General features: G+C 63.6%; 11 protein-coding genes. 5 read left to right on the forward strand and 6 right to left on the reverse strand.

All coding sequences use genetic code 11. The features are described 5' to 3' along the window. Positions 1-141: 141 nt before the first annotated feature. The 6 genes from AB1286_RS29200 to AB1286_RS29225 all read right to left on the reverse strand — a co-directional run bounded on the left by AB1286_RS29200 (position 142) and on the right by AB1286_RS29225 (position 8,347). A complete protein-coding gene (locus tag AB1286_RS29200; RefSeq protein ID WP_430366673.1) occupies positions 142-423 on the reverse strand; it encodes an H-NS family nucleoid-associated regulatory protein in 282 nt (93 codons plus the stop codon). A 223-nt stretch (positions 424-646) separates the two neighbouring features. After that, positions 647-1,435, reverse strand: coding sequence for an IS21-like element helper ATPase IstB (istB, locus tag AB1286_RS29205; protein ID WP_430366674.1), 789 nt, complete (start codon positions 1,433-1,435; stop codon positions 647-649). Beyond that, positions 1,432-2,448, reverse strand: a complete 1,017-nt coding sequence (istA, locus tag AB1286_RS29210; protein ID WP_430366675.1) for an IS21 family transposase — start codon at positions 2,446-2,448, stop codon at positions 1,432-1,434. The genes istB and istA overlap by 4 nt, the downstream gene beginning before the upstream one ends. Before the next feature lie 581 nt (positions 2,449-3,029). Continuing rightward, positions 3,030-3,719 (reverse strand): three-Cys-motif partner protein TcmP, encoded by a 690-nt coding sequence (tcmP, locus tag AB1286_RS29215; protein ID WP_430366676.1) that lies wholly within the window; start codon positions 3,717-3,719, stop codon positions 3,030-3,032. A 235-nt stretch (positions 3,720-3,954) separates the two neighbouring features. Further along, positions 3,955-4,956, reverse strand: a complete 1,002-nt coding sequence (locus AB1286_RS29220; protein WP_430366677.1) for a response regulator — start codon at positions 4,954-4,956, stop codon at positions 3,955-3,957. Beyond that, on the reverse strand, positions 4,919-8,347 hold the full coding sequence (locus tag AB1286_RS29225; RefSeq protein ID WP_430366678.1) for a hybrid sensor histidine kinase/response regulator: 3,429 nt from the start codon (positions 8,345-8,347) through the stop codon (positions 4,919-4,921). Before AB1286_RS29225 ends, AB1286_RS29220 begins: the two co-directional genes overlap by 38 nt. 206 nt (positions 8,348-8,553) lie before the next feature. Between AB1286_RS29225 and urtA the strand changes: the two genes are divergently transcribed. The 5 genes from urtA to urtE all read left to right on the forward strand — a co-directional run bounded on the left by urtA (position 8,554) and on the right by urtE (position 13,511). After that, positions 8,554-9,834 (forward strand): urea ABC transporter substrate-binding protein, encoded by a 1,281-nt coding sequence (gene urtA / locus AB1286_RS29230; RefSeq protein WP_430366679.1) that lies wholly within the window; start codon positions 8,554-8,556, stop codon positions 9,832-9,834. 54 nt (positions 9,835-9,888) lie between these two features. Further along, entirely contained in the window at positions 9,889-10,806 is a 918-nt protein-coding gene (gene urtB / locus AB1286_RS29235) for an urea ABC transporter permease subunit UrtB (protein WP_430366680.1), read from the forward strand. A gap of 61 nt (positions 10,807-10,867) precedes the next feature. Further along, positions 10,868-12,049: an urea ABC transporter permease subunit UrtC gene (urtC, locus tag AB1286_RS29240; protein ID WP_430366681.1), complete on the forward strand. Its 1,182-nt coding sequence runs from the start codon at positions 10,868-10,870 to the stop codon at positions 12,047-12,049. 3 nt (positions 12,050-12,052) lie between these two features. After that, positions 12,053-12,796, forward strand: a complete 744-nt coding sequence (gene urtD / locus AB1286_RS29245; protein WP_430366682.1) for an urea ABC transporter ATP-binding protein UrtD — start codon at positions 12,053-12,055, stop codon at positions 12,794-12,796. Positions 12,797-12,821: 25 nt separating this feature from the next. Further along, positions 12,822-13,511, forward strand: a complete 690-nt coding sequence (urtE, locus tag AB1286_RS29250) for an urea ABC transporter ATP-binding subunit UrtE (RefSeq protein ID WP_430366683.1) — start codon at positions 12,822-12,824, stop codon at positions 13,509-13,511. Positions 13,512-13,536 lie beyond the last annotated feature (25 nt).

The following is a 13,536-nucleotide window of genomic DNA, read 5'->3' on the forward strand; positions in this document are numbered from 1 at the left end:
TCACTACATTGCATTCCCGTGTGCGGCTAGCGTCAGTCGAACCCGTGTCCGGCACCTGCGCTGCGACTCGTCGCGGCGCAGTCAGCCGCGTGAATCGAGGGGCCAAATGAGCTTTCCTTTTAGGTCCTGAGCCTCGACCGGTCAAATCGCAAACGCACGGCGGTCCTTCCCCGCAATCCAGCGTGGTTCTCGCCCCCTGCCGCTCCATGTTGCGCCCGTCTTCGGATCGCGATATTTCACGGACAACGGGCCTCGCGTCCGGGGACCGCGCTTCGCGGCAAGGTCACTTGCCGTGATTCCGAACTGCTCCATCAACTCGCGGATCGTCGAGATCGCTTGGGCACGTTCGGCTTGCATCGCAGCATCAATGCGCGCGTTCAGTTCTCGCTGCTCGGCCAATAGTTCTTTGTAGGTCTTGGACATGATTGCATCTACCGGCTACCGGCGGTTGCGGGGCGCTTACGCGCCGGTTGCTTTCCGTGGTCAATTCTATCTTTCGCGGGTGTAACGCGGACGAGTATCGAAAATGCACCACCATCTTCGCGTATTCCGAAGATGATCGGCGCTAACACCTGTCAACGCCGATTGAAATCTGACCCACTTTTCGACGAATCGCCGAAGTAAAACTGACCCACCCGGGCCCCTATCACGCGGCTGCCTTCGCGCCCGCCCGCGTGCTCGTTTGCCCTGCTTTGCGCTTGTCCTTCAAGCGGTAACTCTCGCCGCTGATTTGGACGATGTGCGCGTGGTGCAACAGCCTGTCGAGCATCGCGGCCGTCAGCGTCTGGTCGTCGGCGAACGCCGAGGCCCATTGCGTGAACGGCAAGTTGCTCGTCAACACGATGGCGCCGCGCTCGTAGCGCTTGGCGACAACGTTGAAGAACAGGTCCGCTTCCTCGCGCCCGAACGGCAAATAGCCGATTTCGTCAATCACGAGTAGTCTCGGCCCGACGACCGCTCGATTGAAGAACTCCTTCAGCCGGTTCTGCTGTCGCGCCGTCGCCAACTGCATCATCAGGTCGGCGGCAGTGATGAACCGCGTCTTGATGCCCGCCTGCGTCGCGCGATAGGCCAGCGCACTCGCAATGTGCGTCTTGCCGACGCCGCTTGGCCCGAGCAGCACCACGTTCTCCGCGCGCTCGATGAACGCCAGGCTCGCCAACTCCTGAATCTGTGCGCGCGGTGCGCCGCTGGCGAAGGCGAAGTCGTATTGCTCCAGCGTCTTGACGCTTGGCAACGACGCGAGCTTCGTGAGCGTCTGCCGCTTACGTTCTTCGCGCGCATCGAATTCCGCCTGTAGCAGTTGCTCAAGGAAGTCGGCCAGGCTCGCATCGCGCGTTGCAGCGTGTTGCGCGAGCGAGCCCCAGTCGCGGGCCATGCAGTCGAGTTTGAGCTGCATGCATAGGCCGGCAATGCGTTCATGCTGCAAGTTCATGCGGCCACCTCCAGCAACGCGTCGTACACTGCCAACGGATGTTGCAAGCTCTCACGCGGCAACACGCGGCGCGGCCGAGGCGCCGTCGGCAAGGGCGCCATCATCGTTGCAGGCAGCGGCAACAACGCCGCTTGCTCAAGCATCAATCTCGCGGCCGGGCGCTCGCGCGTCGTCGCATGCACGCGCACGTTGGCGACTTCCGTAAGCCATCGCCCGATATGCGCGTTCGCTGCGTCGACATCCAACGTAAGGCCCGATTGCTTCAGGGTAGCCGCCAGCGGCACGACGAAACTCTCCTTCAAATACCGGTTAAAACGTTCGACCTTGCCCTTGGTCTTGGCTCGATAGGGGCGGCATACCTTCGGTGTGAAACCGTACGTTTCCGCCAGCGCGAGCAACTGCGTATTCCATCGATGCTGGCCTTCGCCGAAGGCATCGCGTTCGACAATCACCGACTTCGCGTTATCGAACAGAACCTGCTCGGGCGTCCCACCGAAGTGGAAAAACGCTTCGCGCAGGCACTCGCACAGCGTCGTCGCATCCTCGCCGGCGGTGAAGCGCACGAAGCTCGCACGGCTGTAGCCCAGCGTCGCCACCAACGCCAGCAGTGGTGCGCGGCCCCGGCGAATGACCGTGAAGTCGGCTTGCATCTGCTTGCCCGGCGCCGTCTCGAAGCGAACCACCGGCTCCGCTTCGGCGTGCTTATGCGGCGCTAGAAATGCCTTCAGTTGGCTGATGCCACCTTCATAACCGGCATCGCGCAGCTCTCGAAGCAGCACCGTCGCGGGAATCCAGTGCGGCCGAGCCGCCGCCACGCGTTCGAGCACATAGCTCTTGAACGGCTCGAGCTTCGTCGCCCGCGGCTCGCGCTGCTTGTAATGCACGGCCTCTTCGTCACGCAGATAGCGACGCACCGTGTTGCGCGAGATGCCCGTCTGCCTCGCTATCTCCCGTACGCCCATTCCCCGTCTTGCCAACACCTTGATTTCCACTGCTTGCTCCTGAATCAGCATCGGCGGCAAAAAGCCGCCATCTTGCTCCCCCCAGGTGGGTCAGGTTTACTTCGGCGAGGTGGGTCATTTTTACATCGCCCCCACCCACCCAAAGAATTCGCAAACGCGCAGACGTCCTTGGCAAGTTCTGCCCTGCCGTCTCGATCGCTGGGCCAGTCTCGTTTGTAGTCCAGCGCGCGACTCTCGCGCACGCTGTGGTCGATCAGGTTATGGATGTCGGCTTCAGTTACGGAGTCGAGCCGCGCGCGGGGGATCATGGGAAAGCCCTCGTTATGAAGTTTTCCATCGTACTCAAAAGTTGGCTGTTTCCCAACTCCGACGGTTGCGACGTAGGGGTGCACCAACTACGTATAAGCCTCCTGTGATAAGAAGCCAACCCGGTGCTCGGAACCCTAGAACAACTACCCCAGAGACGTGAAATCAAGAGACGTTGGCTAGAACCTGCACGATCGCGGCCGTGCTTGCGAAGCTCAACATAGAAGCCAGTTCCTCAGCCCAGTTCGACCGTTTCCCGCACCCGGCAGACGGAGAGTCAGAACAGTGAGCGACCCCGGAGGTTGCAGGCATCACGCCAAAGCTTCTCAGCCTGCGCGTGTCGGGCGAGCAGACACAGCCAGTTCATGGTTGAACCTTTGCTGTTTCGCACTGGATACCGTGCTCAGATGAACCACAATGTCAATGAACGGCATCGATGCCAGCTTTTCGATGATCGAGAAATGGAGGTTGCCCGCGTTGAATGGGTCGAGCAACGCCAGATGCAGTCCTCGCCGATCCAGTTGCGGGATCACCCAGTCGATCGTTTGGTCCGCGCGCCCCACGACAGATTGAACCGGAGCTCCGCGTTTGCGCAACCGCTCATCACAGGCAGCCCAATATTCTGGGTTAGCGTCCGCGACGAAGAAGTGCGGAAACGTCCCGCGGCGCTGCTGCGCCATGGTCCAGGCCGCCAACGGTCCACCGTCCGAAAATGTCGACGTGTATTTGACCTGTACTCGGCCCGTGCCGGCAAAGAGGTCAATGTAGGTGCGTTGACGGGGCTCTCGCTGAACTTCGGCTATTACGGGCTCATGTTTGCGTTGAGCCTGCTTTTCCAGAACATGCGCCACGATACGCCGCTCGAAACGGGCCTCGCGTTCCTGCCGATGACGGCTGTCGTCATCGTGGCCAACATCGTCTCGGGTGCGCTCACCGCGCGGTTTGGATACCGGCTTCCGATGATCGCCGGTCAGGTGCTGGCAGCGGCGGGGTATGGGTCGCTCGTGTGGGTTCATGCGAACAGCGGCGTGCTGGGCGTGGGCGTGTTCGGCTCGCCCACCGGCGTTGCGGCACGTGGGCTGGTGAGTGGGCTGCACGTCGCGGTGGTGCTTGCGGCGGGGGTGACCCTGTCTACGGCGCTGATTGCTGCGATGGGGCTGGAGTCGTCCCGCCCAGTTGCACGAATGGACGCGGACGCAGTAGGCACATTGGACCAGACGCACGTAGACGCACGATTACGCCCGAACGACACTACGACCGGTCCAGCGTCTTCACCGCAAGCGCCGCGGCAGCGGCGCGCGTTTCCACATGCAGCTTGCGGAACAGGTGTTCGAGGTGCTTGTTCACCGTGCGAGCCGCCATGCCCAGAATGTCGCCGATGTCGCGATTGGTCTTGCCGCGAGAGACCCACAGCAGCACTTCGGCCTCGCGCGCCGTCAGCCCGAAGCGGGCGACGAGCGCGTCGCGGTGCGCGGCGTCGTCCACTTCGGTCAGGATGACAATCCATTCACCCTGCTCGGGCGCGGGCGCGACGGTCGCTGAGCGCCGCACGTCGCCCTCGGTGAATTCGTGCACGGCCTTGGTGGGGCACCCGCGCGCGAGCCAGTCGGCGAACCAGCCGCGCAGCCTGGGCGGCAAGCGCGGTTGCGCGATGGCCTCGCCGGACGCTTGCCCGTCGCGCGCGCGATAGGCTTCGATCTGCCGTGCGGCCTGCGGGCTTTGCCAGCGGATCGTGCCGTCTGCCGCGACGACCAGCGCCGCACGCGTTTCCAGCGAAAGCGCGGCATTCGCATAGAGCTGCGCGCGCGAGCGCCGCACGTGCGCACCGATGCGCGCGCAGACTTCCTCTGGCCGCACCGGCTTCGTGACGTAATCGATGCCGCCCACACGAAAGCCGCGCACCACGTGCTCGCTCTCGGTCAACGCCGTCATGAAGATCACGGGCAGATGCTCGTGCCGGTCGTCCTGCTTCATGCGCGCGCAGGTTTCGAAGCCGTCCATGGTGGGCATCATCGCGTCGAGCAGCACGACGTCGGGCGTCACGCGTGCAAGGCACTTCAATGCGGCCTCGCCGCTCAGCGCGACGAGCACCGCATAGCCGTGCGCCTGCAACGTATCGGAGAGGAACGCCAGGTTGTCGGGCGTGTCGTCTACGATCAGCACGACGGGGCGGTTGCCGAGCCATGCGGGTGCCTCGCCCGCGTCGGCGCGAACGTCATGCGGTGCGACTGCCGGGCAGTCTGTCGAGTTCATTCTCTAGATCCCTTAGCTGAAAGCGCTCCGCCAGTGCGCGCAGGGCATCGACCTGCGTGCGCAAGGCAGGGTAAGCGGCGCGCGCCGCGTCGAGCTGTTCGACCACGCCTTGCACGTAGCCCACGTCGAGATGCGCGCGTATGCGTTGCAGCACCGGCTCGGGCAGCGCGACCCGTGACTCGGTGCGTACGGGGCCCGCGGGGTCGGCAAGGGCCGGCACGGGCGAGGCGATCCACTCGATGGCCAGCAGTTGCGCGAGTTTGTCGAGCAGCACGTTCACCTGCAACGGCTTCACGAGATAGCCGGCACAGCCGGTGGCGCTGGCGCGTTCGCGGTCGTCGGCGAACGCATTGGCCGAAAGCAGCACGATGGGCGCGCTCGACAACTGGTTTTCGCCGATGAGCCGGCTCGTCTCATAGCCGTCCATGAGCGGCATCGAAATGTCCATGATGATGGCGTCCGCCGCGTGCGTGCCGAGCCAGCGTAACGCTTCGGGGCCGCTTGCCGCTTCGGCTACGTCGAAGCCGAGCGGCGTGAGGAACTGCGCGACGATGCCGCGCTGGTCCGCCAGATCGTCCACCACGAGAATCGTGCGGCGTGCGCCCACGTAGCCCTGAATGGCGGCGAGTTCGGTGCGCGCGTCTGCCGCGCTGTGTACCGCGGGCGCAAACAGCTTCACTACGAAACGCGTGCCGCGGCCCACTTCGCTGTCCACTTCGAGGCTGCCGCCTAGCGCGTGAGTCAGCAGGCGGCAGATCGTGAGGCCGAGCCCCGCGCCGTGATCGTGCGCGTGCGCCGCTTCGCCGCGCTCGAAAGGCAGGAAGAGCCGTTCCATTTCGGCGGCGGGAATGCCGGGGCCGGTATCGACCACCTCGAATTTCAGCGTATCGAGCGCGTGGCTCACGCGCAGCGTGACGGTGCCCGCAGACGTAAAGCGGATGGCGTTACCGATCAGATTGGTGAGAATCTGCCCCATGCACTTCTGGTCGGACTTCACCGTGGCGGGCAGCCGCCCGATGGTCTGCACCTCGAACGACAACGCCTTTTCCAGCGCCTGCGGGCGCAGCATGGAGGTAACGTGCGCAACGAAATCGGCCAGCGGCACTTTCGTGATGTTCAGTTGCAGCTTGCCGGCCTCGATGCGTGCCACGTCGAGCAACCCGTCCACCAGCGCAAGCAGGTGCTCGCCGCTGCGGTGGATCGTGCGCACGGCGTTGTAGCGCAACGGCGAGAGTTCGTCTTTCGCCTGTAGCAGCAATTGCGCGTAGCCGAGGATGCTGTTGAGCGGCGTGCGCAGTTCGTGACTGAGGCCGGAGACGTAGCGGCTCTTCGCCTGGTTGGCCGATTCGGCGGCGGCCGTCGCACGCTTGAGTGCCGCGTCGGTTTTCTGGTGCGCGTCGATTTCCTGCATCAACAGCTCGTTCTGCCGTTGCGATTCTTCCTGCGTGACGCGCCGACTTTCACGCTCCAGCACAAACCACCAGGCCGCGATGCAGCCCACGAGCGAAAGCGCGAAAAAGATTTTGAGGAAACTGCCGGCAATGGCCTGGCCCGCGGGTGAATCGGCAGTGGCCAGCGACGTGATGCTCTGCGACCAGATCAGATAGAGCACGCTCGCAAGCACGGTGAGCATCGCGACCACGAGGCTCGCGTAGTGCACGAGGCGCAGCGCGGAGGGGCCCAGCCGCGCGCGCGGAAACACACGGTGCAAGGCGAGATCGACCTGCGTGGCGAGGCGCGCGTGCGGCTTGCAGCGGTCGTGGCAGCGCGAATCGAGCGAGCAGCAGAGGGAGCAGATGGTGCCGCCGTAAGCGGGGCAATACGCGGTATCGTCGGGTTCGAAGGTGTTTTCGCAGATCGCGCAGCGCAACGACGTTGCATCGCCCGTGGGCTGCGCGGCACGTGCCAGGTAATAGCGCCCTCGCGTGGCGATGGCGAGCACCGGGGCACAGACGAACGCCACGCCGAATGCGATGAACGACGACATGGCCTCGCCCAGCGCGCCGAACGCGCCGCCGTGCGCCAGCATGCCGACGGCTGCGGCGATGAGCATGGCGCCCACGCCAACCGGATTGACGTCGTAGAGATGCGCGCGTTTGAACTCGATGTAGCGCGGGCTGTAGCCGAGCGGCTTGTTGATGACGAGATCGGCGAACAGCGCGCCGACCCATGCGATCGCCACGTTGGCATACAGCGAGAGCACCTTGCCGATGGCGTCGAACACGCCCATTTCGACGAGCAGCAGCGCAATCATGACGTTGAAGACGAGCCACACCACGCGCCCGGGGTGACTGTGCGTGAGACGCGCAAAGAAGTTAGACCACGCGAGCGAGCCCGCATACGCGTTCGTCACGTTGATCTTCAGCTGCGAAACGATGACGAACAACGTCATGGCGGGAACCGCCCAGTTGGCGAGGCCCATGCGGTCGAGCAACTGGTGATAGGCGACCAGATACATCTGCGTGGGCTGCGCGGCATGCGCGATATCCACTTCGTGCTGGATCGCGACGAACGCTAGAAAGGCGCCGCCCAGCATCTTGAGCGCGCCCGGCACGATCCAGCCGGGCCCGGCGGAAAGCAGCGCGAGCCACCAGCGCGCGCGGTTCTTTTCGGTAAGCGGCGGCAGGAAGCGCAGGTAGTCCACCTGTTCGCCCACCTGCACGATCAACGCGAACACCACGGTAGCGGCCTGGCCGAAGGCGATGAGGCTGAATGCGCGGCCCTGCGGAGCAAAGCCCGCGAACGTGGTCCATTCGGCGACGAGGCCCGGCTGGTGCCACAGCACCGCGGCGTAGGGCAGCACGAACAGCACGAGCCAGAGCGGCTGCGTCCAGCTTTGCAGACGATTGATGAGCGTGATGCCGAACATCACGATCGGAATCACGACGAGCGAACTCAGCACGTACGCGACGGCGAGCGATATATGGAAGTACAGCTGTAGCGCGAGCGCCATGATCGCGGCTTCGAGCGCGAAAAAAATAAACGTGAAGATCGCGTAAAAGAGCGACGTGACAGTGGAGCCGATATAGCCGAAGCCCGCACCGCGCGTGAGCAGGTCCATGTCCACGCCGTAGCGCGCCGCGTAATAGCTGATGGGCAGGCTCGTCAGATAGATCAGCACCGACACGGCCGCGATGGCCCAGAACGCGTTCGTGAACCCGTAGTTGATGACGAGGCTGCCGCCAATCGCTTCGAGCACGAGAAACGATACCGCGCCGATCGCCGTATTCGCGACGCGCAATTCCGACCAGCGGCGAAACGAACGCGGCGTGAAGCGCAGCGCGTAGTCTTCGAGCGTTTCGTCGCCTACCCACGCGTTGTAGTCGCGCCGAACCTTGACGATGCGCTGCGTGCCGGGCGTGTGTACTGAACTCTGGTGCATCTGGGACATGAAGATGATCCGGATTGGTGCCGGACAGTGCCGCATGGGCCGGCAAGCGGCAGGAGCCATGCCCAGAGCAAATTACATTCCAGTGCGATAGCAGGGAATACGTCAATCGACGTATTTCGATCGCCAATTTGGCTTCCTACATTGCGTCCAACCCTCGAAACCCGTCCGCGGCACGTGCGCTGCGGGCCCACGACAAGGAGAACGTGATGTCCGCAGACGATCGAATCGACGACGACGCCAACGCCAACATGCCCTCGCCGGTGCGCCGGCGCCTGCTGAGCGGCCTCGCCGCGGCCCCGCTCATGGCGCTCGGCCTGCCGCGCACCTCGTTCGCGCAGGTGCCGCCCACGGCGAAGGTGAACACGACGCACCTCGCCGTGACCGACACCACGGTGACCGTCGGCCAGTTGCACTCGGCAACGGGCACGATGGCCATTTCGGAAACGGGCTCCATCCAGGCGGAGCGGCTCGCCATCGAACAGATCAACGCGATGGGTGGAGTGCTGGGGCGCAAGATCCAGATCATCCAGGAAGACGGTGCGTCCGACTGGCCGACCTTCGCGGAGAAGTCGAAGAAGCTGCTCGAAAACGATCACGTGGCGGCCGTGTTCGGCTGCTGGACTTCGGCCTCGCGCAAGGCCGTGCTGCCCATCTTCGAGAAAGACAACGGGCTGCTCTACTACCCCACGTTCTACGAGGGCCTCGAACAGTCGAAGAACGTCTTCTATACGGGCCAGGAAGCCACCCAGCAGATTCTCTGGGCGCTCGACTGGGCATCGAACACGAAGAAGGCCAAGACGTTCTTCCTGATCGGCTCGGACTACATCTGGCCGCGCACCTCGAACAAGATCGCGCGCCGCCACATCGAACAGCATCTGCACGCGAAGGTGGTGGGCGAGGAGTATTACCCGCTCGGCACCACCGAATTCAATTCGCTCATGAACAAGATCAAGCTCGCACGCCCCGACTGCATCTTCGCAACGGTGGTGGGCGGCTCGAACGTGGCGTTCTACAAGCAGTTGAAGGCCGCGGGCATTACGCCGCAGAAGCAGTTCCTGCTCACGCTTTCCGTGACGGAGGACGAAGTGCTCGGCATTGGCGGCGACAACTTCGCGGGCTTCTATTCGTCGATGAAGTATTTCGAGTCACTCGATAACGACAACAACAAGAAGTTCGTGGCGGCATTCAAGGGGCGCTACGGCCCGAAGTCCGTGATCGGCGACGTGACGCAGGCCGCGTACCTGGGCCCCTGGATCTGGAAGGCGGCCTGCGAGCGCGCCGGCAGCTTCGACGTGGACAAGGTGGTGGCGGCGTCCGCGGGCATCGAGCTGCCCAACGCGCCGCAGGGCTACGCGAAGGTGGACGCGAACCACCACCTGTGGAGCCGGTCGCTGATCGGCGAAGGGCAGGCGGACGGGCAGTTCAAGGTGGTGGCGCAATCGGCCCAGCCGATTCAGCCCAATCCGTTCCCGAAGGGCTACATGTAATCCCGCAACCCGGCACTGCGCGGCGGCCGTGCGCCGTCGCGCGAGGAGCGTTCGATGTCCGCAACCGACATTCTCAACATCACGCTGATGCAGGGCTTCGCCGGTCTGAGCCTCTTCAGCGTCCTGCTTCTGATGGGGCTGGGGCTCGCCGTGATCTTCGGCCAGATGGGCGTCATCAACATGGCGCACGGCGAGTTCATGACCATCGGCGCTTACACGGTCTACATGTTCTCGTGGTTCGCGCAGAACGTGTGGCACGCGTTCACGCCGGTCTACTTCTTCTTCGCCATCGTGGCGGCCTTCGTGCTGGCGTTCGCGGTGGGCTGGCTCGCCGAATGGGCGTTGATTCGCCATCTCTACCGGCGCCCGCTCGACACGCTGCTCGCCACCTGGGGCTTGAGCCTCGGCATGCAGCAGGTGTTTCGCTCCACCTTCGGTCCCAAGGAAGTGAGTCCCGCGCTGCCTGACTGGCTGATGGGCTCGTGGGAACCGGCGCCGGGTCTCGACATTCCGGTGAGCGGCATGTTCGTGATGGGTCTTGCGCTCATCATGACGGGCGGCCTGCTGCTCGCGCTGTACCGCTCGCGTTGGGGGCTGCGCGTGCGCGCCACCGTGGCTAACCGGCCCATGGCGAACGCGGCGGGCATCAACACGCGCCGTACCGACCGCATGACGTTCGCCATTGGCTGCGGTATTGCGGGCGTGGCGGGCGCGGCGTTCACGGCGATCGGCTCGACCGGGCCGACGAGCGGCTCGCTCTACATCGTCGATTCGTTTCTCGTGGTCACGTTCGGCGGCGCGGCGAGTTTGCTCGGCACCGTGGCGTCGGCATTCGGCATCGCGCAGATGCAGTCGATCAGCGAGTTCTTTCTCTCGGGGTCGATTGCGCGCGTGCTCACGCTGCTGACGGTCGTGGTCATTCTGATGCTGCGCCCGCAGGGGCTATTCGCTTCGAAAGTGCGGCGCGCGTGAGCCCAGAGTGGTCCTTGCTGCACCGGGGCCTTCACCGATTTACTTGTACGGAGAGAGGGACATGGAACCCATCCAACCTACAGCGGGAGGCGTATCGAGCGCAGGTGCCCCGTCTGCCCGGCCCGGTCCGGCACACGACGGCTGGCGCGCAATGGCGGCGCGGCTCGATGCGTCGGGCTATGCCGGCATCGTGATACTCGCGCTGCTCATCGTGGTCGTTTTTCCGCTTGCACTCGACACGTTCCGCCTGAATCTGATGGGCAAGTACCTGACGTACGCGTTCGTTGCGGTCGGCCTCGTGATCGCATGGGGCTACGGCGGCGTGCTGAGCCTCGGGCAAGGCGTGTTCTTCGGGCTGGGCGGCTATGCCATGGCGATGTTCCTCAAACTCGAAGCGTCCGACCCTGTGGCCACGCGCACGCAGACCACACCGGGCATTCCCGACTTCATGGACTGGAATCAGGTCACTGCATTACCCGTGTGGTGGAAGCCGTTTCACTCGCTGCCGTTCTCGATTCTCGCGGTGCTCGTGGTGCCCACGGCGCTCGCGTTCGTGATCGGCTACGCGATGTTCAAGCGGCGCGTGGGCGGCGTGTATTTCGCGATCATCACGCAGGCGGTGGCGCTCATTCTTTCGGTGCTCATCATCGGGCAGCAGGGCTATACGGGCGGCGTGAACGGCATTACCGACCTGCGCACGCTGCTGGGCTGGGACATCCGCACGGACCACGCCAAGCTCGCGCTGTACTTCGTCAACGCAGCGCTTCTGATCGGTGCGCTGCTGGCCTGCCGCTGGGTGCAGCGCGGCAAGCTGGGCACGCTGCTGCTCGCCATGCGCGACAAGGAAGACCGCGTGCGCTTTTCGGGCTACGACGTAGCGATGTTCAAGGTCTTCGCGTTCTGTTTCGCAGCGCTGCTGGCTGCGATTGGCGGCGCGATGTTCACGCTACAGGTGGGCTTCATGTCGCCGTCGTTCGTGGGCATCGTGCCTTCGATCGAGATGGTGATCTATGCGGCGGTGGGCGGGCGCATGTCGCTGGTGGGCGCCGTGTACGGCGCGATTCTCGTCAACCTCGGCAAGAGCTGGTTTTCCGAGAGCTTTCCGAACCTCTGGCTCTATCTGATGGCCGCCATGTTCATTGGCGTCGTGATGGTCTTTCCGAACGGCCTCGCGGGGCTCTACGAAGAGCACGTGAGACCGCGCGTGCGGCGGCTGCTCGGCGCGGAAAACAAGGAGGGGTGAGTCATGAGCAATACCGATTTTCTGCTGGCCATCGAAGACCTGACCGTATCGTTCGACGGCTTCAAGGCCATCGATTCGCTGAACCTCTATATCGAGTCCGGCGAGCTGCGTGTGGTGATCGGGCCGAACGGTGCGGGCAAGACTACGTTGCTCGATCTGATCTGTGGCAAGACGAAGGAAACGGCGGGCAGCATCAAGTTTCGCAACGAGGAGATCACGAAGCTCGCGGAGTTTCGCCGCGTGCGCAAGGGCATTGGGCGCAAGTTCCAGACGCCTTCCATCTACGAAAACCTTACCGTGGCGCAGAACCTGGAGGTGTCGTTTCCGCGCGGACGGTCGGTGTTCGGTGCCCTCGCCTACCGCGCGGACCACGAAGTGACTGACCGCGTCTGCACCGTGGCAGAGGAAATCGGTCTTGCGGAGTCGCTCGACCTTGAAGCTGGCCTGCTTTCGCACGGTCAGAAGCAATGGCTCGAAATCGGCATGCTGCTCATGCAGGATCCCGAACTGTTGATGCTCGATGAGCCGATTGCGGGCATGAGCGTACGAGAGCGCGAACTGACAGCCGAATTGCTGGACCGCATCTGCCGCAACCGCTCCATGATCGTGATCGAACACGACATGGCGTTCGTGGAACGCATCGCCCACAAAGTCACGGTGATGCATCAGGGCAAGATTCTCGCGGAAGGGCCTATGGCGCAGGTGCAGGCCGACCCGCGCGTGATCGATGTCTATCTTGGCCACTGACGCGGCATTAAACGGAGGACAGATCATGCTCGAAGTAGACGACCTTGTTGTGAGCTATGGCCAGAGCGAGGTGCTGCACGGTATCGACTTTTCCGTTGGCAAGGGCGAAAGCGTGGCGGTAATGGGCCGCAACGGTATGGGCAAGACGACGCTCTTCAAGGCGCTGATCGGCATGCTGCCCGCCAATCGCGGCACGGTGCGCGTGAGCGGTGCGGACGTGTCGAAAGACGAGAGCTATCGCCGTGTGGCCAAAGGCATTGGTTACGTGCCCCAGGGGCGGCAGATTTTCGCGTCGCTCACGGTGGAGGAGAACATTCGGACAGGTCTCGAAAACGCGGTGAGCCAGCACGTGCCCGACGACCTCTACGCGCTTTTTCCCGTGCTGTTCGACATGCGCAGACGCAAGGGCGGCAATCTCTCGGGCGGTCAGCAGCAGCAGCTCGCCATTGCACGCGCCCTCGCCACCGACCCGAAGGTGTTGCTGCTCGACGAGCCCACCGAAGGCATTCAGCCGTCGGTCATCAAGGACATCGCGAAGGCTCTGAACCAGATTCGCGCGACGCGAGACATCGCGATCGTCGTTTCGGAACAGGTGTTGAGCTTCGCCTTGGATGTGGCCGACCGGCTGTTCGTGATCGAAGGCGGGCGCTTCGTGCATCAGAGCACACGCGACGCCGGGGACACGGGTCGCATACGCGAATACCTCTCTGTTTAGCCCCTAACACGTACTTGGATCAAGG

This window comes from Trinickia sp. NRRL B-1857 (assembly GCF_050470685.1).
GTDB lineage: Bacteria > Pseudomonadota > Gammaproteobacteria > Burkholderiales > Burkholderiaceae > Trinickia.